The sequence below is a fragment of the Paenisporosarcina sp. FSL H8-0542 genome, from assembly GCF_038632915.1.
In the GTDB taxonomy this organism is placed as follows: Bacteria; Bacillota; Bacilli; order Bacillales_A; family Planococcaceae; genus Paenisporosarcina.
Genome location: NZ_CP152050.1, coordinates 675,837 through 697,338, shown reverse-complemented (window position 1 = coordinate 697,338; position 21,502 = coordinate 675,837). Strand labels below are relative to the sequence as shown.

General features: G+C 37.8%; 20 protein-coding genes and 2 pseudogenes. 3 read left to right on the top strand and 19 right to left on the bottom strand.

Going from position 1 to position 21,502, the window contains the following annotated elements:
- Positions 1 to 265: 265 nt before the first annotated feature.
- The 8 genes and pseudogenes from MHH33_RS03690 to MHH33_RS03655 form a co-directional block, all read right to left on the bottom strand.
- Positions 266 to 826: a GNAT family N-acetyltransferase gene (locus MHH33_RS03690; RefSeq protein WP_342542986.1), complete on the bottom strand. Its 561-nt coding sequence runs from the start codon at positions 824 to 826 to the stop codon at positions 266 to 268.
- A 119-nt stretch (positions 827 to 945) separates the two neighbouring features.
- Complete coding sequence (locus tag MHH33_RS03685) at positions 946 to 1,383, bottom strand: GNAT family N-acetyltransferase (RefSeq protein ID WP_342542985.1); 438 nt, start codon at positions 1,381 to 1,383, stop codon at positions 946 to 948.
- A 63-nt stretch (positions 1,384 to 1,446) separates the two neighbouring features.
- Entirely contained in the window at positions 1,447 to 1,803 is a 357-nt protein-coding gene (locus MHH33_RS03680; protein ID WP_342542984.1) for a cupin domain-containing protein, read from the bottom strand.
- Positions 1,804 to 1,863: 60 nt separating this feature from the next.
- Positions 1,864 to 2,292: a GNAT family N-acetyltransferase gene (locus MHH33_RS03675; protein ID WP_342542983.1), complete on the bottom strand. Its 429-nt coding sequence runs from the start codon at positions 2,290 to 2,292 to the stop codon at positions 1,864 to 1,866.
- A 51-nt stretch (positions 2,293 to 2,343) separates the two neighbouring features.
- On the bottom strand, positions 2,344 to 2,697 hold the full coding sequence (locus MHH33_RS03670; RefSeq protein WP_342542982.1) for a VOC family protein: 354 nt from the start codon (positions 2,695 to 2,697) through the stop codon (positions 2,344 to 2,346).
- Positions 2,698 to 2,719: 22 nt separating this feature from the next.
- Positions 2,720 to 4,189: pseudogene (locus MHH33_RS03665) on the bottom strand (amidase family protein).
- A gap of 49 nt (positions 4,190 to 4,238) precedes the next feature.
- Complete coding sequence (locus MHH33_RS03660) at positions 4,239 to 4,574, bottom strand: hypothetical protein (protein ID WP_342542981.1); 336 nt, start codon at positions 4,572 to 4,574, stop codon at positions 4,239 to 4,241.
- 131 nt (positions 4,575 to 4,705) lie between these two features.
- Complete coding sequence (locus tag MHH33_RS03655; protein WP_342542980.1) at positions 4,706 to 6,007, bottom strand: MFS transporter; 1,302 nt, start codon at positions 6,005 to 6,007, stop codon at positions 4,706 to 4,708.
- Between the two features lie 192 nt (positions 6,008 to 6,199).
- On the opposite strand from MHH33_RS03655, the gene MHH33_RS03650 reads away from it, so the two are divergent.
- Complete coding sequence (locus MHH33_RS03650) at positions 6,200 to 6,661, top strand: GNAT family N-acetyltransferase (protein WP_342542979.1); 462 nt, start codon at positions 6,200 to 6,202, stop codon at positions 6,659 to 6,661.
- A gap of 234 nt (positions 6,662 to 6,895) precedes the next feature.
- On the opposite strand, the gene MHH33_RS03645 is transcribed toward MHH33_RS03650, so the two are convergent.
- The 3 genes from MHH33_RS03645 to MHH33_RS03635 all read right to left on the bottom strand — a co-directional run bounded on the left by MHH33_RS03645 (position 6,896) and on the right by MHH33_RS03635 (position 8,605).
- Positions 6,896 to 7,411 (bottom strand): hypothetical protein, encoded by a 516-nt coding sequence (locus MHH33_RS03645; protein ID WP_342542978.1) that lies wholly within the window; start codon positions 7,409 to 7,411, stop codon positions 6,896 to 6,898.
- 109 nt (positions 7,412 to 7,520) lie between these two features.
- Complete coding sequence (locus tag MHH33_RS03640) at positions 7,521 to 8,051, bottom strand: DUF3916 domain-containing protein (RefSeq protein WP_342542977.1); 531 nt, start codon at positions 8,049 to 8,051, stop codon at positions 7,521 to 7,523.
- Between the two features lie 53 nt (positions 8,052 to 8,104).
- A complete protein-coding gene (locus MHH33_RS03635; protein WP_342542976.1) occupies positions 8,105 to 8,605 on the bottom strand; it encodes a hypothetical protein in 501 nt (166 codons plus the stop codon).
- Between the two features lie 85 nt (positions 8,606 to 8,690).
- Between MHH33_RS03635 and MHH33_RS03630 the strand changes: the two genes are divergently transcribed.
- Entirely contained in the window at positions 8,691 to 9,281 is a 591-nt protein-coding gene (locus tag MHH33_RS03630) for a vWA domain-containing protein (protein WP_342543728.1), read from the top strand.
- 670 nt (positions 9,282 to 9,951) lie between these two features.
- Here MHH33_RS03630 and MHH33_RS03625 read toward each other — a convergent pair.
- From MHH33_RS03625 to MHH33_RS03590, 8 genes and pseudogenes are all read right to left on the bottom strand, one after another.
- Positions 9,952 to 14,091, bottom strand: coding sequence for a S8 family serine peptidase (locus tag MHH33_RS03625; RefSeq protein WP_342542975.1), 4,140 nt, complete (start codon positions 14,089 to 14,091; stop codon positions 9,952 to 9,954).
- Between the two features lie 186 nt (positions 14,092 to 14,277).
- Positions 14,278 to 14,409: a hypothetical protein gene (locus MHH33_RS03620; RefSeq protein WP_342542974.1), complete on the bottom strand. Its 132-nt coding sequence runs from the start codon at positions 14,407 to 14,409 to the stop codon at positions 14,278 to 14,280.
- A 186-nt stretch (positions 14,410 to 14,595) separates the two neighbouring features.
- Positions 14,596 to 15,828: a helix-turn-helix transcriptional regulator gene (locus tag MHH33_RS03615; protein WP_342542973.1), complete on the bottom strand. Its 1,233-nt coding sequence runs from the start codon at positions 15,826 to 15,828 to the stop codon at positions 14,596 to 14,598.
- 407 nt (positions 15,829 to 16,235) lie between these two features.
- Entirely contained in the window at positions 16,236 to 16,610 is a 375-nt protein-coding gene (locus tag MHH33_RS03610) for a VOC family protein (RefSeq protein ID WP_342543727.1), read from the bottom strand.
- Between the two features lie 345 nt (positions 16,611 to 16,955).
- A pseudogene (locus MHH33_RS03605) lies at positions 16,956 to 17,279 on the bottom strand (VOC family protein); the annotation flags it as partial.
- 220 nt (positions 17,280 to 17,499) lie between these two features.
- Entirely contained in the window at positions 17,500 to 17,991 is a 492-nt protein-coding gene (locus MHH33_RS03600; protein WP_342542972.1) for a DinB family protein, read from the bottom strand.
- Positions 17,992 to 18,042: 51 nt separating this feature from the next.
- Complete coding sequence (locus tag MHH33_RS03595) at positions 18,043 to 18,528, bottom strand: DinB family protein (RefSeq protein WP_342542971.1); 486 nt, start codon at positions 18,526 to 18,528, stop codon at positions 18,043 to 18,045.
- A gap of 387 nt (positions 18,529 to 18,915) precedes the next feature.
- Positions 18,916 to 19,239, bottom strand: coding sequence for a YmaF family protein (locus MHH33_RS03590; RefSeq protein ID WP_016429359.1), 324 nt, complete (start codon positions 19,237 to 19,239; stop codon positions 18,916 to 18,918).
- Positions 19,240 to 19,701: 462 nt separating this feature from the next.
- Here MHH33_RS03590 and MHH33_RS03585 point away from each other — a divergent pair, with 462 nt between their 5' ends.
- Positions 19,702 to 21,294, top strand: coding sequence for a multicopper oxidase (locus tag MHH33_RS03585; protein ID WP_342542970.1), 1,593 nt, complete (start codon positions 19,702 to 19,704; stop codon positions 21,292 to 21,294).
- Positions 21,295 to 21,502: the final 208 nt, after the last annotated feature.

Sequence of the window (21,502 nt, the reverse complement as noted above, 5' to 3'; positions counted from 1 at the left end):
ATGAAGCAGAAGTAAAAGCTATGTAAATAAAAGGATTTTTATAGATAGAAAGTAAAAAGAGGAGATAAAGGAGGGACATTCGAGGATATAAAACTTCCAGGAGATTTTTAAAGTTATAGACATTAGTTCTCTTTTATATGGTATGGATATATTTCTTTAAAACGGTTGTGGAGGACATGACGGAAAGCATTGCGCCGTAGTTGACGAAAAATGATACTTCATCACCCACCAGGACTCAATTAAATTCTTAATTTAATTCCCCATCTTAATAGAGATAACCTAGAAAATCTATATCGCCTTCAGTCCATTCATTCATACCAATTTTCTTAATCATCAATTCACTAATTTCTTCATAGCCTATTCCCAGCATAGTTTGATTTCTATCATCGATTTTCAACCATTTACATTTGTTCTTAACAGATTTGTAGCCGTTCTTTAAATACAATGTTTGATTGTCGGCAAATAAAATTATAAAATCAATCTCCTTCCCTACACAGTACTTATCGATTTCTAATAGTAAAAGTGAAGCTATTCCTTTTGCACGGGATTCCTGTGAAACACATAAATCAATTATCCCAAGCACTTTTATAAGTTTTCCATTAAGGTTCATAACTCGGTAATCTAACCCAACCTGTGCAAGTAGGTGTTTATCCTCGTTAAAGGCTAAGAATCTAAAATGAGGCACTTGTTTAAAATAAATTCTATTGTTTGGATAAATACCCTCAAAACTCTCAGTCAATAACTCTTGAATCTTCTCAGTTATTTCGTTATCAATTTCGCACTCTATGACCTTTTCTATCTTCAAGTTTTCTTCATTTTTCATCATAAATTAACAATCCTTTCTTGAACTATCCTTCTTTTAGATATTTTCTCAATCCAAATTGTTTTGCCTTCCAAACTATTTTCAAATAATTTAATTTGCCGCACTCGTTGGTTTGATTACTATTAAACTGAAAAATAATAAAAACAATTTGACTCTTTTATAAAACCAATTTTTTCGTAAAGACTTTGTGCTGTTATGTTTTCCTTACCTGTCTCAAGCGAAACTCCTTTTGCACCTGTTTCCTCTGCAAAATGTATGGCCTTCTTTATTAAATTCTCAGCAAATCCCTTTTTACGAGCATTTTCTTTCACATATAAATCATTTAACACCCATGACCGCTGCATACTAACTGATGAAAATGTTGGATATAGCTGAACAAAACCAACAGGATTATTCTCATCAAATGCTATAAAAACTACTGACTCTTCGTTAATCAACCTTTCTCTCAAAAACTTTCTTGCACCTTCCAGATTAGACGTTTGTTCATAGAACAATCTGTATAAATCAAATAGTTCTGTTAGCGACTCAAGCTCGTTTAATGTTGCTTTTTGAATTCTCATTTATGTCTACCTCCATTATCGTTCAACGATTTTGATGTAAAACACCCGTTAGCAAAACTATAACTATTTCTTTAATGGCATATATAAAGAAGGATTTAATTCTGTACTTTCAATTACAATAGCAGTTAATCCATCATTTGATTTCGTTTCGTGCCACTCATCTTTCTCCCAAAATACAGCATCTCCAGATTGGACTTTAAAGTATTCTTCTTTATCGTTACGAACAGTACCTTCTCCGGATAAGATTAACAAGAGTTGAGGAACTACCGCTTGGTGATAGCCTACAATACCATTCTTGTCTAAATGCATACAACCAATGTTAGTTGTCTTATCAGTTTGAATAATACGAGACATAATAAAATCTGAGTTGAATTTTGAAATCTGCTTACCACTTTCTTTATTAAATTGATAAAACTCCATTATGTACCTCCGATGACTTCGAAATATTTTACTTTTTGTAACTTTTCATATCGCCTATTATTAAATATTCAAATCCTTTTTTAAATAATAATGAGTGAATTCTCTGCCCACATTATCAATACTTCCGAATACTTGATAACCGTTTTTTTTATAGAAATCTAACGCCTGAAAACTTAATGTATCTACCTTGATGAAATCGCATTTTTTCTCTAATGCGATTTGCTCGACTTCCATCAATAGCTTGGAGCCATACCCGAATTTCCGAGTTTCTTCATCAACTATTAAAGTGTGGATTTCTAACCAATTCCAGCACACTTCACCTAATAAACCACCACGAACAAGACCATTTTCATCCTTAAGAAATAAATTGATTTGTTCGTACCGCCCTCTTAAATCCTCTGGAAAATGAGCCAAGTTATATTTATATAGCTCATTATTAATGTGATTTTTGTCGTCATTATTTAATTCTCTTGTGATTTGAAAACTCATTATTTATTACTCCCTTCAATTTATTAGGACTCATTATCGTAAAATGATTCTCTAACACTTACAAATCATTAAATGATTTCCATCAGGATCTTTAAAATTGAAATAGTGATTATGTTCGATATCACTTGTTAACTCAACTTGATTTTTCTTCATGTATTGAAAAGCTTCTTCTATATTTTCTGTATTGAGATGAAATACAGGGTTTTTAAAAATATTTTCTTCAGAGAAAATTTTGCTATCTAATACAATCCCCGTACCATTCATAGGTATTACATAAATATGACCGAACTGAATTTCTCCATCTGCTGGTACACCTAATATGTCACAATACCAATCTCGAGCTTGTTCTATGTTACTTACTGGAATAAAGACCGTTCCGATTTGATTTAGAATAGGACTATTCAATGTAACACCTCCATATTTAATTTCAAATTAACTTCGGTGGTTTCCGATGTTTAGTAGCTTGTTCAAAAGCATAAGCGAGTTTGATTAGTATCCCTTCACTAAAAGCAGCACCAGCAAAAGTAATACCAAATGGCTTACCACTTTCCATGTATCCAGCAGGAATAGCAATAGACGGATACCCAGCTTTTGCACATATTGTGGAACCAATATAAGAAGGGAAAATGATCGCATCAAGATTATATTTTTTCAAAGTAAAATCAATACCCATGTCCTGCGAAAAATACAGATCTTCCAATTTCGCATTCAAATATTCAGGATTTCTTAACGTGTTGGGCAAGGTCTCTCGATATTCCAACTTACCCTGACCATATTTTAATGCCCTCTGTTCATGCTGTTTATTGAATTGAATTAGTTCTGTGAAAGAATGAACTGGAACATAGGATGGTAACTGAGATAAATAATTTCCTAAACTATGTTTTAGTTCATAGATAGATACTTCCCAACTCCATTCCCGATGGTAGGAAGGAATTTCGATATCCTCGATGACTTCTGCGCCTTCGCCACGTAAGGTTTGAAGTACATTGATAAACAGAGTTTTATCATATTCTCCTGATTGAAGGTAATCGTCAGAAGCATTATTGAATACGCCGATTCTGGCACCTCTTAATCCATTGGAATCCAAATAGATCGTATAATCCTGGAGTGAAATACCTTCACTTTTATATGTAGCTGGATCGCCTTTATCGAAACCTGTTAAGGAACCTAATAAGATAGCAGCGTCAGTAACCGTTCTTGCAAAAGGTCCGGCTGTATCCTGTGAATATGTAAATGGAATAATCCCTGTGCGACTGATTAAACCTACTGTTGGTTTAATTCCAACAACAGAGTTTTGAATTGCAGGACTCAGAATGGAACCATCTGTTTCAGTGCCTACAGACAATACGGTGAAATTTGCAGCAACGGCAACGGCTGATCCTGAACTTGATCCACCGACAAAAAGGTTCTCATCTCCATATGGATTTAATACTTGTCCGCCTCTGGAGCTATAGCCTGCCCACATTTCATTCGACATTCCATTAGCCAGTTCTGTCATATTTGCCTTACCTAGGATGACTGCACCTGCTTCACGGAGTTTTTGAACAAGGAACGCGTCTTCCATTGCAATATTATTTTCTAGTGAAAGTGTTCCTGCACTGGTATGCATGGAATCACTTGTTTCAATATTGTCTTTAAGAAAAACTGGGATACCATGTAAAGGCCCCCTCGTTCCTTTTGTTTTTCTTTCATAGTCCATTGCTTCTGCAATAAATATTGCATCCGGATTTATTTCAAGGACAGAATTTATTTTTGGACCGTCCTGGTCATACTTGGCTATTCTTTGAAGTTAATACATAACCATCTCTTTTGAGGTTATTTCACCGTTTTCTAAAGCGACCTGTATCTCATTGATTGTTAATTCTTCTTTAAAAAAATCATTAAACTTAATTTCCATGTAGTTCTCCTTTTTCAAAACCTTTTAGATTTAAAAGGCGATCCATAATTTAATTATTGATTACCACTGTTGTTTTTTTGACAGATGAAAGCTTGATTAACCCCAACAATAAAAACAACATACTTACTGCCCATAAAACTCCCGCAATTCCTAGAAGCAGAGAGATTTCTTCGGATGCCATTGGATGATTTATATCAAAAGTAATCGCCTTTAATGCTTGGCTTACGGCCGAACTAAAAAATATAAAAAAACCAAGTACCAATGCATACGCCGCTCTGAATGGTTTTCGTTCTTTTGAGAATAACAATCTCAATACCACAATAAACGCAATACCCATTACGATTGAAAACCCAGCGACTAACATACCCATTGTTTCCTGTTCCATTGGCATATCTCCCCACTCCCAAAAGATCAAATTTTCACTTTATTTATTTTAACATAATTTTACAGAAAAATTGGTTGATTTTCAATAAACAAAGGGAGTTCAATTCATTTGCGAATTGAACTCCCTTTTTCTTATTTTGTGTGTTTACGTGACCAGATCACAACTGGAATGAGCAGTAATGAGAGGAAGCCTCCAACAAGTGACAGAGTGGAGTAACTAGTTAGAGCCACAAACATTCCGGAAAAGCCTCCTCCGGTTGCCCCTGCTAATGCTACCAAAACATCCACTTTCCCTTGAGTCTTTGCGCGTGCGGTTGGGTGAGTTGAATCCACGATTAACGCTGTGCCACAAATCAATCCAAAGTTCCAACCAAGACCTAGGAGAACTAGTGCAATGATAAGTACTAGCATGGAATCGGCGGGTGCAACAGCCGCTACAATTGCTGCAGCCAGTAATGTGGCACCAGCAGCGATGGTCATGACCATTCTTCCAAACTTGTCAACGAGAACTCCGGTCACCAAGGAAGGCAGATACATGGCCGCAACATGAAGGCCTATGACCATTCCGACTTCATCCAATCCATGTCCATGATGCCTCATATGTACGGTAGTCATGGTCATAATGGAAACCATAACCATTTGGGTTATGACCATGACTGTTGCTCCAAGAACGATTCCTCGATTGTTGTTTGTTAATGTGTGGGAAGTCGTATCAACTAGATTACTCTCGTTCTTTATCTGCGCATCTGCAATAGCATTTGCTACGACGAGCGGATCAGGACGAAGGTAAACTAAAAGTACCAGACCTGCAACAATATAAGTTGCGGCTGCTAAAATGAACGGACCCGACAGTGCAGGGACACCAAGTGACGTAGCAAACTTGCCCATGACACCGACCAAGTTCGGACCCGCAACTGCACCGAGTGTTGTGGAAACCATGGCAATGCTGATTGCAGTTCCCCTCTGTTTGGAAGTTGCCAGGTCAGTACCCGCATAACGTGCCTGTAGATTTGTAGCAGTGCCGAAACCGTAGATCAGCAAGGAAGCAAAAAGCAGATAGATGTTATTAGTTAATGCTGCAATCACCACACCAATTGCCCCAATACCACCTGCAAGGAATCCAGTCGCGAGTCCAAAACTGCGCCCGTAGCGTTGAGAAAGTCTCCCTACCACCAGTGCAGCCCCAGCAGAACCTAGTGTAAACAATGCGACAGGAACTCCTGCAAAACTATCTGTTCCTAGCATATCCTGTGCAAGGAGTGCTCCTACTGTTATTCCTGCAGCTAGACCTGCCCCTCCGAATATTTGCGAAATGACTACAATCCATAAAGTCCTTCGATATAGCTGTTGTTGTTTTTCCGGAGAATCTACATAACTCTTTATCCAATCAGATTGATTGTTGTTGACTCCTGAATCATCAGGTTTTGGCGACATGGGTTTGTCCTCTTTTCTTAAGATACATCTCTATGAAGTTACTGAATCTTGTATTGTTTATCAAAATAATTATATGCTCTAGATTTCAGAAAAGAAATTCATTATTCCCAACAGCAGCTAAATAGATGGCTCCATCTAGTTTTCGTATATAATTTAATGCATCAAGTACCTGTTGGTAAGGAGCTAGTTATAATGGAAATAAGAAATGCTAAATTATCGGATGAACCTACAATCGCTGATTGGTTACAAAATGATACAGATTGTTTTTATGCAACAGGTGAAGACGTCTATTCTGCGGATATGTATCGTAGCTGGCATGAAGCTCCTGACCAATTTGGCTACATTTTTATGAAGGAAAACCATGCTGTAGCTTATGGAGAAATTTGGGTAGACGTTGAAGAGCAGGACTTGGAACTGGCTCACTTGATTGTCCACCCTTCCTATCGCAACAAAGGAATCGGAAAACAACTTGTGCGAATGCTTCAGAAGGAATGTCTAGCCTATGATTACCCATGGGTTTTTTTAAGAATCGAGCCTGAAAATAGCCGTGCAAAAAAATGCTACACAGGCGCAGGATTTATAGAAGATTTGAGTCTACGTACAACATTCAATTCAAGATGGGTTTGGATGAAAGCTAAAAACGGAGAAGCATAAGGAAAAGCAGTTAGGAAAGTATCTCCTAACTGCTTTTTTGTGGTTAATTTCAAAACCACAGTAAATACGGTGTGATTTATGATGGCACGCAATCAATTTCGAAACCAGGTAGACAGTTTTGCTTTCCAGGTAGACAGAATTGCTTTCCAGGTTGTACAAAATTAGGTTATCCGTACTTTAAAACAAGGAAGTGAGCTCGTGAATACTTTGAATATCTATAATGTGCAGTACATGCTAAATATCCGTCAACACGACCAACGTTTCCAACACATGTTCAAGAAAATCCTCCAGCTCCCCCATGTGCTCTTCATTGATTTTATGATTAAATGCCACTTCAATTTTGTTCAAGTAACTTGACTCTTCCTGTCCATACTCAAAACTCAATGTTTGTTTTACCTTCTGGTCCGGTTCCCATATACCATGCAAAGCTTGCTCGATCTTCATGCACTGCTCGGATACTTGTTGAACACGTTTATGAAATCTTAATACGAGGGAACACCCTGGGCTTGTATCAGGCTTCTCCAAAATCTCCGCAGCTAACTCTTCCAAAGAAGCTTCCAAAACAATTTCCGCTGTCACTTCTGGTTGACCTGCCATTGTAAATTGGATAGCAAAATATCTGCCCATAACGGAGAAATCCATTTGATCGACCCGGTTTGTAATGTCAATTTTTCGGTCGATCGTATCCAGGTCGTACACCTGATTTTCAAATGCGACTTTTAAGTTCTCGAAAACGGTTGGATCATACATATGGACACCTCCGATTTTTATGATGTGTAGTTAAAGATTCTGATTTCTGTTCTGCAATTTCAGCAGATGTTGATACTGCCAAATACGTTCATTGGTCTTTGATATTTCATCAGTTTACGTTTCCAATAAACCAAATGGAGTCCCTTTCAAAAGATTCATCATTTCCCTCGAATCCTTTAACTTCTAATCCATCAGGTATATGCAGACCCCATTCATTTTGAAGATACTGGACATTAGTAGAGGGTGAGAATTCTTTATTGAATTCGCCGTTATGATTTAATCCTGCATAAAAACTTTCTAATCCTGCTTGAGTGTAACCGACCATAACCAAGACTCGATATAAATCTGGTATCGGTAGAAAACAGATGATTCTATATTCCTTTTCTTTTTCTGTTTTCAAATCATGCAATGCTTTAACAAAGTTAATAATCATTTGTAAGAACTCTCTTTTTTGGGATTTAGAAAACTTACTGTAATCCCCAAAATCTTCGTATATATCATCAAAACTATAGGATCTACATCCAAGATACGAAGGGCTTAAGTCTGGTGGGACTGGTAGCGTTTGTGACCATTCCTCAATATTGTTTCTAAAATTACGGAACTTCCTTGTTTTTCCACGCACTTTCTTTTCTCTTATCATCTTTAATGAAACACCTCTATTTTCTGTCTTGCTTCTTAAGCAGTATCAATCCCCTATAACGTTTTCTGATTGAAATGATCTAACGCTACATTGACCGAATACATGTCGTGAATGTTATTTTCCAGACAGTACTGGATGACTAGATCAAAGACATTGCTATCTGATAATGAGTATCCTGCAGCACTCAAAAGCTCTTCAGTGTCATCGCTATCGAGCTGCAATGCCAAAGCAAGCGAAATGGTTGTATTTTTACTTGGACGATAGTCAGGATTGGAGCGAATCTTCGAAAACAGTTTGCGATCGATTCCCGCTTTTTTGTAAATATCGACATCACTCACTCCGGCATGATCAATGAAGCGAAATAACACTTGATTCAATGTAGGCTTGCGACGATTTTTTATATAGTCCTCCAAATCAATCGTGATATTTTCCGATTGTCGGCAGTACTCCAAATCCACTTGAGACTCTAATGTCATGGTCATTATCTCGTTATGTAAGTGATTCTGTATGTAAACTTCTATGTCATTCAAAATGTGCTGATTGAGCAAAAACATCCGCCTCCTAAAATGTCGCTTTGCAGGCGACCAAATCATTTTAAAAACTGGTTATGATTATCTTACCAACAAACGAAAGAGGATGATGACTTTGAATAACAATCGTACAGAAATTATTTTCTTGCTTGATCGAAGTGGATCTATGTCTGGACTTGAAAGTGATACTATCGGTGGTTTTAATGCGTTTATTGAAAAGCAATGCCAACTTGATGGGAAAGTATCACTCACGACAGTCCTGTTTGACGATCAATACGAAATACTATGGGACGGCATCAATGCGGCTGGAGCAAAGATAACGCATGATGATTATTATGTAAGAGGCACTACTGCCATGCTGGATGCAGTAGGAAAGACAATTGTGGATGTCGGTCATCGACTTTCGAAAACAGCAGAAGAACTAAAACCAGGCAAAGTCATATTTGTCATTACGACTGACGGAATGGAAAATGCTAGTTGTGAATTTACGCATGATAAAGTGAAAAAACTCATTAAACAACAGGAAGATCAATATTCATGGGAGTTCATTTTCATCGGTGCAAACATGGATGCGGAAAAGGAAGCCGGTAGTATGGGTATCCAAGCAGAGAACGCATTTAACTTTGTAGCTTCTGAAATAGGTGTTGAATCCATGTATGAAATGGTCAATGAAAATGTGTCGAAGAGAAGAAAGCGATAATGGTTATCTATTAAATACAGTTATCATTCCAAATTGATTTGAAATTTTATTGCAGCTAATGAATGAATGGACACCCATAGCACGAGACCAAGCGGCCGAAGATACTATTTCGTCCGCTCTTGATTGTCCTAATCAATTTCAATCTGAGCCTTCCTTCCATTCCCCAACCAGCGATGCCCATGTTGAATTTAGTTTAGAAATTCTAATCCCTTATCGGTTTTAAGTGATAATGGACTTCTTTTTTACGAATTTATTTTAAGAAAAATAAAATTCTTATACGAAAGAATGTAGTTATGATAGAAGAAGTTGTTTTTATAACCATAGACCAAGAGAATTGCTGTGCATTCTTTACTGATCCAACAACAGAACCTGGGTCAACACTTATCATAGACTGTCAAGAGATTATTGCTATTCGAATTGAAGCTGACTGAGTTATAAGGGGTCTCTGTCTTTATGGAAGAGGCCTTTCTCAATATAATCAACAATCTAGATTGAACAAATTATTTATTATCATTATTTAGTGAAATTATATTTTGATATAAAAAAGCCGATTCCCTTACACTAGGGAATCGACTTTTTTTGTTTTTTCTTACTAAACGATCGTCACCGATTTTTAAGTTTAGGTTATTACAATTGAATCTAGTCTAACATATAGTGCTCTTATCCATTACTACATTCCCACCTCGAGAAGAACATCATCTACTGTTTTCTTTTTGTATTTCTTCTCTGGTTTTGGAGCCTTGTCCAACATCCATGGGTTTTGAATTAAGTAGTTATTCACCACATACTGCATATCTTTCTCATCTACCACACCATCATAGTTGATGTCGGCTTCGCGTTTGTTTGTTTTCCAATTGGATTGAATGTTAAGCGCATCATGAATATCGATAACATGATCTTTATTCACATCTCCTGCAGGTGCATTGCTATAATAGAGTGCTTTCGAATAAGGTTTAACTTCACCATTTTCTTTCAACCCGATCGTAAAGGTTTTCTTAACAGTGAAATGTCCCGGCATATCTACCTCTAGTGTAAATGGTTTATCCGTTAGCGGTAAATTAGATGATAACGACCAAGGAAACGCAATACTTCCTATCTTATTTGAATATTCCTTTCCTGCTTCATCTGTCACTTTGACTTTTGTACCTGCCTTTACATAATCCAATGCCGATGATGGCTCATCAAGATGAGGAATCATAAACGCTTCTCCATAGACAAACGATTTCATGTAGGAGTAAGTTCGTTCAACCTGATAAGGAAGACTAATACCAAATGCGGAATTCGTCGTGCCATCTGTATTTGTATACGATGCATTGAATTGTGTTAACTCCCGGCTTACACTGTTAGAATCATCTTTCACTTTGTATGTGATATCTACCAACGGAACTTTTCCAGAAATTCCTGTTTGTGCTGCATCACCAGTTAATGTAGCAGTGATGTTCGTTTTTATTGTAGTTCCGTTTCCATTTACATCTATATTCTCTGTCTTTAGATCTAATTTCCCATCCAATGTCTCATGTGGTTTAATACTCACCACATCGACATTCTTCGATGCAGCACTATCAATAAATGTATACACTGCTTGCTTCATGTTTGTCATATTGTTCATGGAAAGAGTAACCGTCACTGTATCGCCCGCTTTTACTTTCTGTTTATCAGGAATGGCTGTCCCATACGGCGTGCCTTGTTTCACATAGTATAGAGATTTATAACTAGAATAGTTCCGTACTGTCGCCTTGTTTTCTGCATACATTTGCACTCGTAATGGTTGTACATTGGGATTCATTGGGATTTGTGTGATAAACTTTCCGTTGGCGTCAACCGGTACCGATACGCTCTTAGTCCCTCCTCCCAGTCCTCCCCCACTACCCGGCATTGTATAGACTACTTTATTATCTGCTTGAGAGACATTCATGCCGCCAGCTTTCATCTCTTCGACATCTTTATCATATACTGAGCCTGTTAACGATGCGGTTTGTTGATCTGGGCTATATTCATATACACCAGAGTCCGCGCTGAGATTGAGAGTTGGCTGCGCAACACTATAGTAAACCGGAGCATCTGAGCTAAAGGTTTTACCCTGGTCATTTGTCCCTACAAGCCTGATTTTGTACATTCCCGGTTCGGTTTGTTCATAATCATACGCAATCGGGTGATCCGGATTTCCCGTTAACGGATAATAATACCCTTCGTTCATTACGCCTCTTAGATAATATTCAATATTCTCACCCGCACCGAGGCCTTCCAATGTGCCAAGGAAGCCAATTTCTTGGTTCGTTTTCGGATCTACAAGGAATAGATCCATTGTGCGCATATGAGATTTTAATTGGAATAAAAGGCCGACTGACCATCTTATTCCGTTATACCCTGCCTCAACCGCTGTCGTAAAGGCAGGTGGATCTACCGCGATATGATCGATTCCTTCTTCCACTGTACGAATTGCAAACGGAACTTGGTATGTTTCTTCCAGGTTATTTTTGTTTGTGTACGTGATATATCCTTCATACGTTCCTAATGCTGCTGCCTTTGGTACGTTAATTAAGACGTTTGAATTCTTTTTCGAATTGCCCTTTACTGTCATTGTCTTATCAGTTACGATTTGAACACCATTTGCAGCCGCATCCTTTGAACCTCTTCGGTCCGGCTGGAACTGTACCTTCACATCGAACTCTTTTGCTTGTTTACTGTTGTTGTAGATAACTAGAGAACGGCTATCCTGCACATTTTTTCCATTTGGCGCAAATGTACCAAAGCTGATTGCTCCTGTGTCATCCTTTATGTTTTTCAGATTTCCTTTTTTATCATATTTCCCTTCCGTTTTATCGACTACCTCGATTCGTGTTTGAGAATGAACCGCTTCGTACGGATCGACTTGTCCTGCCCCAACTTCAAATACGCTATAGTCCCCGTTTAACGGATCAGCTGTGTTCATCAATTTTTCCTTCACTTCGGATGGTGTGGCCTTCGGATTGGCTTGCAATAACAATGCCGCCACGCCTGAAACGTTAGGAGCTGCCATAGATGTGCCGGATAAGCGTTCGTAAGCATATTGATAATTTCCTATTTGATCGGGTCCGTGCACATAAGACGGCACAGTCGATAATACAGATACCCCAGGCGCGGTTACTTCGGGTTTAATATCATACAATACACGGGATGGTCCACGAGAGCTGAAGTCAGCTAATACGCTCCCTTCTGTTACTACTTGACTCATATCATCAAAGGAGAACGTTGGATTGCCGGAAGTTAATTTTTCCTTTATTGCTGTTCCTTGTTCATTATTTAGAGAGAATACTGGAATAGAATTAAATCCTTCTCTTAAATACACATCTTGTAACGGCGGATTTGTATTGTACAATAGAACCGCCATGGCTCCATTTGCTTTCGCCGTAGCCATAATATTATTCAGATCAAATGTTCCACGAGCCGCGAGAACAAGTTTTCCATTCACATCCTTGTTTTTATATGAGGAAGCACCACCTGCCCCTACATCCACGACTGGCATGTTTTGACCTTGGAACTCCTCGATTTTATCACTAAATCCTCTTGTAACCAGCTTCAAATCAGCTGATACAATCGTACTCGCATGAAGCGTTCCTTTATATGTTGGAATAGTTACAGATGTGTCGCTAGCCCCAACAGTAAGCGCCAATGGAGAACCTCCAGGTGCGCCAAGCGTATACATTTTATTTCCGGAATTTCCTGCTGACACCACTGCAGTTACGCCTGCCATTACGGCATTGTTAACCGCAATGCTTGTCACAAACAACGGGTCATTAATATTCGCGCCGAGGGACATGTTTATGACGTCCATGCCATCCGCTACCGCTTGATCAATCCCTGCTAATATTGCTGTGGTACTACCAGAACCGTACGGACCTAACACACGATACGCATAAATGTCAGCGTCTGGCGCCACACCTGTAACTGCTAAGTCCGTGCTATTTTCTCCTTGTCCAGCAATGATTCCAGCCACATGCGTTCCATGTTCGGTATAATATTTTTTACCTGACGGTTGTCCTGCTTTCACCCAATCATCATACGTTGTTTCCATTGGATCGTTATCGTTGTCCACGAAATCATATCCGCCTTTATAGGCAGCTTTTAAGTCCGGGTGATTGTAGTCAATTCCTGTATCGAGAATCCCAACCTTCACACCTTTTCCCGTAAAGCCTTCTTGATGAAGCTTTTCGATGCCTGGAAAGGTTACCATTGTATGTGTATCAATTTGCTGTTTCGATGCTTGTTCTTCTACAGGTAACTCCGCCTGTACCTGCATATCGCTCCAGACTGTCTTTACTGCCTTTGATTGAAGCAAAGCTTTGGCCTTGTTGGCAGGAAGTGTCATGGCAACCCCGTTAAACGCATGTTTATATGTCCGCTTAACTGTGTAAGAATTTTTCTTTTCTTTTAGCTCATTTTTGAAAATCACTTTCAAATCGGTTTGAAACGTTTCATGTGCAGCCTCTACTTTTTGTTTTGCCTCAGCAGAATCAAGAGATTTGCCTTCCGCTTGTGCTACTAAAACTGCGGTTTTTACTGGCTTGTCCTTAAATTCAACAATGATTGAAACCGGAGCATCACTTTTTAAATCTACTTCAGGAGATAATTGAAGTCCTCCTTGGTCACTCGTTTTCAGCTGTCTAATAGCTTGTCTCTGAGCTGGCGTAAGATTTGATAATACTTGTTCGAATGATGTTTGTGATTTTGCGCTAACAGCGGCATTATTGCTGATGTTTGGCAAGGTGCTAAGCATAACTCCGGTGCTGAGCGCAATGATTGCGGTATTCTTTACAAAATTCTTTATCATATTCCTCTCCCCTTCTTACTACGTTGGTTACATCTTTATTGTATATAAGGTTGATAGAATATTAGTTTTTGAAAAATTCTATCAAGTTCATTTTTTTAATAAAAATCAGAAATCTTAAAATAGTGCTTTCTCTTTCTACCATATATCTGATGAACATATTCGTTTAATGTGAATCAAAACAAACTGTTACTTAGCCAGCATATTTGGACAGTTAAATTCTTCTAATCTTAATAATTGTATATATTTTTCTTCAGGTTCAGCAGTCGCATAAGATCTATATTCCCAGTAAACTTGAAGGTATTGTTTCAATCTTTTCATATTCCCTATTTGATTTGCCGCATTTATCAATTTTTTTAAAAAGATAATAAAAAAGAAGTCTCCATTTTGAGACCTCTTTTTTATTACTTATTCATGCGCATGTTAATTTTTAATAATGAAAAATTCCGCTTGCTTTCTTCTAGGTGAATTGAATAACCAACAAATTATAGGAGACTAAACCGCTTCTTATTTTAAATGTTGCTTGATCATATTTTCTGTTTGGAATAACTTCACATACATTGCTTCATGTTCGACTGTGACGTATTCTCTATATTCCCAATAAATAAGAATGCATTGTTTAAATCTCTCTCTATTTCCGATTTGATTTGCCGCATATGCTACATCCAACACTTCATAAAGCCCTTCTGAAAACCGCTTGCTTGCAAAATGGTACAAAGCATAAGCATAACGGAAACGCAAGTACAATTGTTGCTGATACGGATGAATACTCGCAGCCCAGTCTTGGATAACATCTTGAAATCTATATATCAATCGCTCAACATCTTCTAATCGATGCAGATGGACATACGCCTCCAACACTCGCGGTAAACCGGCAAACATATCGTCCCTGCTTTCTAACCAATTTAAGTATTCATCCACATATTCGAACTGACCGAAATCTAAAAAAACACAAAATCGATTCCCAACAGCTGCACCTGCATAATAATCATTGACTTGCTCATAACGATCTATAAGGGCTAATACTTCTTCTAAAGAGTTCCCTAGGCGTTGTAATGCAAGACTCTGGTACACAAGGGCTCTTCCATAATGTTCCCCTTCTTTAGCTATTTTCTCTAGTTTCCGAGCATAATAGAGTGTTTTTTTCCATTCCTCTCGTATAAAAAATGTAGCCGTTATCAACATATAAGATAATTCTTGAAATTCTTCTGGCATATAAGCTATATGTTCCAGCACATGCCCAAGGGCGTATTGTCCTTCTTCTGTCAATCGAACTATATAAAACCTTCTGACATAACTAATCGCTACTTCTTGCGAGAAGTGATCGGGCATGTTCTCTATGATGAATTCATACAGTGACAATGCCTTCTCTTCTTTTCCTTCTTCAAAAAGCTGCTCAGCCACAGCAAAAATGTGAACGAAATTTTTGTTTCGAATAGTTTTAGACCTTTCTTCTAATACTGCATCCAAAATGGAGTGGAGCTGCTCTTTAAATCCCATCACTGCACATTTATATAAAAATTGCTCACTTTTCCGCTTATCCAAATACCGGCTAACATTAAAACATTCCTCAGCAAAATAAGAATATAAAGCGCCTTCCGTTAGCCCTAGTGAAAGAGTGATTACATCCAAATTACACACGGAAAGTGACTGTTTATGATTCAAAATACGGCTTATTTCACTTAAATGGATGCCGGATTGTTTTGCCAAATCCGTTCTGCTTAATTTCATTTCTTGCATACATTGGTAAATTTTTTCGGAAAGATTGGCATTCATCTTTTTCACCAGCTTTCTTGTAGCGTATTTACCTCATGAAATTTGTATTGCATCTGTTACAATCTCTCTAATATCCTATAGTAACCTCTTATTTTTTTCAATTTACAAAATATTACTGAATAATTTTTAGTATTTTATTTTTATAACAGACGTTGATATAGATCACTATTATATTTAATATGTATTTGCATATTTTTTTGATTGCAACCTCACATAATCCAGCCAAAAAAGTCAAAGCATCTGAATGACCAATTGTAATTTTTTCCGACGAGTATCCATTAGTGAAAAAGACAAAGCAGTTAGGAAGATATCTCCTAACTGCTTTGTCTGCTATACAAGCTTGTGACATACCTTTAAAGGTGCTTCTGTTACTACAACCCAGTTGAGCAAAACAAGACAACCCGCCACCCATCTGGATCTTCAATTGTAATGCTATCGTCTTGCCAATATGGATTTTCCGCTTCAACCTCGGGGTATCCCATGTCATCTAATTTCTTTGCAACATCAGTAATTACATCCCAATTCGGTAAATAAAAAACAAGTAAATTGTCTTTAGTTGGTGCTGGGCATGGTGTCCCTGATACATGACTCGTAAACTCCAAGTGATAGTTTTTGTCGGGAAGCCCGAACATCACCCCGTCATATCCGTCATGGTCCCAGAACTCTCCTACTCTTTGGAGACCCAACCCTGTTTCATAAAACTCTACTATTCTTTCAAGTTGATCCGTTGGTCTGGCGATTCTCATCTGCACCACAGGAAGTGCACTGGACCAGGGCTTTTTCACCTTAACAGTAATAGGCAAAATCGCATGCTTCAAAATTTGATAATGATCGCCTTCAACTTCCACTATTATTGGATGAATCGTAGCTGGTCGGTTTGTCGGATACCAATGCCGGCCTTCTTTCACCACCACAAAACTCCCAATATCATCACCATAAAATCTAAAGTTAGCTGATTCAGATTGATTTACATTTTTAATCGGTGACAAGAAATCACTCATGTCCTTCACATCTGCACAAGGAAGCCCGACTTCACAAACATCGTACCAACCTTCACTTTCAAGAATTTTGCGCTCAAGGATCTCCACTATATTCCCGTCAGGATCGGTAAAGTAAACTTGTTTCCCCTTCCAATACCCGCTCAATTCCCCTTCAGAATTAGGCAAAATCTTGACGTTACATTTTTTCAATTTCTTAAACATGTATTCATAGAAAGGTAAACTGGTTCTTAATGCAAAGTGGTACAGAGGAGCCTCTACATTGGGCGATTGCTGAAATGTAATAAGTGTATTTCCGGCTCTTACGGTAAAGAAGCTTTGATTTTCTCTTACAATTGACATCTCCAAAGTTTCCGTATAAAACTTTTTCATTTCGTGAATGTTCACGGTTTCAAATACGATTTTTAGAATCTTCATTCTCAACACCTCAAATGTATTGTACAAAATCACTTACCCGAACCATATGTACATAAGGATGAAAGAATGCTACGGCTTTTGGATGATGACAACAGTAGACTTCCGGAGAAAGGCTTTAAGTTATATCAAGTGATTTTATCAACTGGCAAATTGAATCCTAAGTTGAAAAATTAAAGGGACATCTTTAAACCTAATTAGATCTTAGAGAAGCTAGATCTCACTAACCTCTAGTTCCTAGCACATCTGTGTTTGGGGGTTCATACCCCATTTGACGCGCCATAGCTACGATCTGACCCTTGTGATGAAATTCATGAGTGATAACATGCATAAGCAGTTTAGCAGGCGTCATAGATATGATCTCTCCTCCTACTCTCCAGGGAATCTCTCTTTCAATTGGCACATCCATTTGATTCGAGAATACTTCAAATACCTCATTTACAAACGCATCTACTTGATTAAAACGAACTTTTATTTCATCCAAACCTTTTTCGGATAAATCTTCCTTTACCGTAAGTGGCTTCTTCGTTTTTAATAAAATATAGGAACCTAACCAAGCATAATAACAGTCAGATATATGTACTAGTGAGTCTCTTATACTTTGAAAACCGAATCCATCCACTTGGCGAGTAAAATCATCTGGTTCTAGTTCACTACAAAAATCGAAAACGATTTCTCGAGTCTGTTTAACCCATTCATATTCAGTTTGATTCATTTCATACACCCCTTTAAGAAAAGAAGATAATCTTAAAACCAAAAAACTTTATTATTCCTCTTCTATTTTCCAGCTATTTTGTAACTTCCTAATATAAATGATTTGGCCAATGTGATAGGCGTTATGAGTTGAGACATTACCGAGTACTTCCCACCACTCAACATGTTCAGGGAAACCATTCACTTCACTTTCAACTTTTTCTTCAGTTAATAAACCTTTCCATTGTAATAGCACTTCTAACAGTTGTTTTTTTAAGTCAGTAAATGTTTGATGTTCAGGAATGATAAAGCTTTTATCATTATTTCCTATAGAAGGCACAGCATTGACGTGAGATTTTTGGTACCTTGTTTGCCATGTTTGATTCCAATATAAGAGATGCTGAACTATTTCAGCTATACTGTTACTATTTTCGTTTGGCTTCCAAAATGCTTCTTCCTCAGACAAGTTTTTCACTGATTCTGAAAATGGAACGTACCAGCTAGGGTCATTCGCATTTGCTAACAACTGATCTGCTAAAACATCTTTTGCATGAAACATACTCCCACACTCCCTATCTTTTAGTGTTATTAGTAGATTCTACAAAGTACATGAATTGTCCTGTTATTATTGTTAATCACCTGTTTGCCTATTCTAGAATTAAAAATGAGCAGTGACTAAGTCACCGCTCATTTCTTATTGATGATATTTTTCCAAGTTCCATCATTATTATCGTGAAACCTCGTTCTTATAAACATCTTTGCGAGAATGGAAATCATCAGCCCTGGCTGAAAATTACTTTGAATTGCAAGAGCTGACAGTGGAACAAAGGGTGAAAGTCTTCCAGACATTTTAGGAGTTTGTGTAGAAAAATATAGTGGAAAGTTAATATGAAGTTTTGCAGCTATATTGATAAATCAGTATGTCTTTGTTTTTTCAGTAAGGATGCTAGGACATATTTCTTCCTGTAAAACCTGAGTAATAATGGACATGTCCGTCATTAAATGTTGTGGTTCCTGAAAATTCATGGTAATGTGTTCCATCGTTCAAGTAGATAGGACGTCCCGTATTACCTGAAAATTGATGAACATGCCCTACAAAAGTGGTAGTTCCCTCATAATAATGAACATGGTCCATCGTGAAATTTGCTGGGGCAGTCGTTCCCTGAACTAAATGTGAATGACCATCATTTATCGTCGTTTCCGTGGAATATTGGTGAACATGTAAATTGTTGTCGTTCCATCTTATGCCTAAAATTTCATGCTCGTGCACAAAATCTCCTCCTTATTCCTTTAGATACTTCTATATATTTCTATGTAACAAAAATCTAATTCATCACATAGAAATTGTCTGTCCTATCAGTACTTTGGATTGGAAGAACTGACAGTGGAGGTAAAGGGGAATAACAAGATAGGTAGTAAAATTTGTTTAGTTCTAGGCTAATGAAAAAGCAGACAAGGTATCAAGAAAGGATACTATTTGTAATGGTCCTAATCGATTTACTTAGGCAGCTTTTTTCTTATTCAACTAACTCCTTAGAATTAATTAGATTCTAAGGATTTTTCTATATAGTGAGCTATTGTATGGTTAAGCTTCCGCAATGGAGGGAGACAAGATGTCTGGATACTCAACGCAACCTTTATTTGAAGAAGGGATACGTATAGACATAATGGACAAGTTCACGTTCATAAACTTACTCAGTAGATATTAACAGGGAGGAAGTTTTCCATAATTATGCGTGAAAAGATAAAGCTACAAAAATTCGTTGATAAACTGCCTATTCCAAACACCTTATCTCCTAAGATGCGAAGTAATTACAGTTCATATTACGAAGTGACCATGAAGGAGTTTTCTCAGAAGCTACACAGAGACCTTGGACCAACTCGTTTATGGGGTTATGATGGAACTTTTCCGGGTCCTACGTTCGAAGTAAGGAAGAATGAAACAGTGTTTGTTAAATGGATTAATGATCTGCCTAATAAGCATTTTCTTCCTGTTGATACAACGATTCATGGTTCTGAAATAACTCTTCCAGAGGGTAGAAGTGTTGTCCATTTACACGGAGGAAGAACGCCTGCCCATAGCGATGGTTACCCCGAAGCGTGGTTTACGAGAAATTTTCAAGAAACGGGACCTTTATTTGAACGAGAGGTTTATTCGTATCCAAACATTGAGCGAGCGACAACGTTGTGGTATCACGACCACACGGTAGGTATTACAAGATTGAACATCTACGCGGGACTCGCGGGATTCTATCTCATTCGCGACAATCATGAACAATTCCTTAATCTTCCGAAAGGAAAATATGAAATCCCTCTTTTAATTGTTGACCGCTCTTTCAACCCAGACGGATCACTTTACTACCCCAGCACACCGGATCAAAACGATAAAGGTCTTCCTTATCCTTCTCTTGTCCCTCCTTTTGATGCAGATACGATTCTTGTAAACGGGACGGTTTATCCATATCTGGACGTTGAACCAAGAAAATACCGATTTCGAATTTTAAACGCATCCAATAGTCGAATCCTTACATTAAAAATGGAATCCAATCAGCCTTTTTATCAAATTGGCACGGATGGTGGCTTTCTTGAGACAACAGTAGTATTAAATGAATTTATTATTATGAGTGCCGAGCGTGTAGATGTGATCATTGATTTTTCTCAATACTACGGTCAAACCATTATTCTCAAAAATGTCACCAAGAGTGCATCCGTCGAGACAACAGATGTCATGCAATTTAGGGTAACTGTTCCGTTAAGAAGTATAGATACCAGTTCCCTTCCTTTTTATTTAGGGAAAATCGAACGACTTTCAATAAGTATGGCAAAGAGAACAAGAGATTTAACACTCGTCAGAACCAAGGATCAATATGGTCGATCCTTGAACTTATTAGATGGGAAAATGTGGATAGATCGGATATCCGAAAGAATTGAAGTAAATACCGTTGAAATTTGGCGCATCATTAATATAATCGATGATGATCCTCATCCCATCCATCTCCATTTGGTTGATTTTCAAATTCTTAATCGCCAGCCTTTTGATGTTTCTCAATTTCAAAAAAACGGAACCCTTATTTTTACGGGACCTCCCACTCCTCCTAATCCCTATGAAATGGGGTTAAAAGATACAGTTCAGACCCCCTTTGGTTACGTCACATCCATAATAGCTCGATTTGGACCATTCACCGGGCGATATGTGTGGCATTGTCATATGCTGGAGCATGAAGATCACGAAATGATGCGTCCCTTTGAGATTTTTGACGTTCCATTAACAACAACAACAACAACACCCATCATTTCCAGGTTACCTTATCCCCCTTGGATGTAAGATTGGTTTGCAAACTATAATCAAAATTTTAGTTAAAATCGTTAATTTTTTTTAAAAAGCTGCCTTTTTACATGGCAGCTTTTCTTATTGAGTGATGAATTCGAATACTTCCTAATCCGGGGATTATGTAAATCTGTTGTGCATGTGCCATGTGGTATACAATCACTGGCACGAGGGATTGGCAATTTGTCGGACGAATACATCCGCC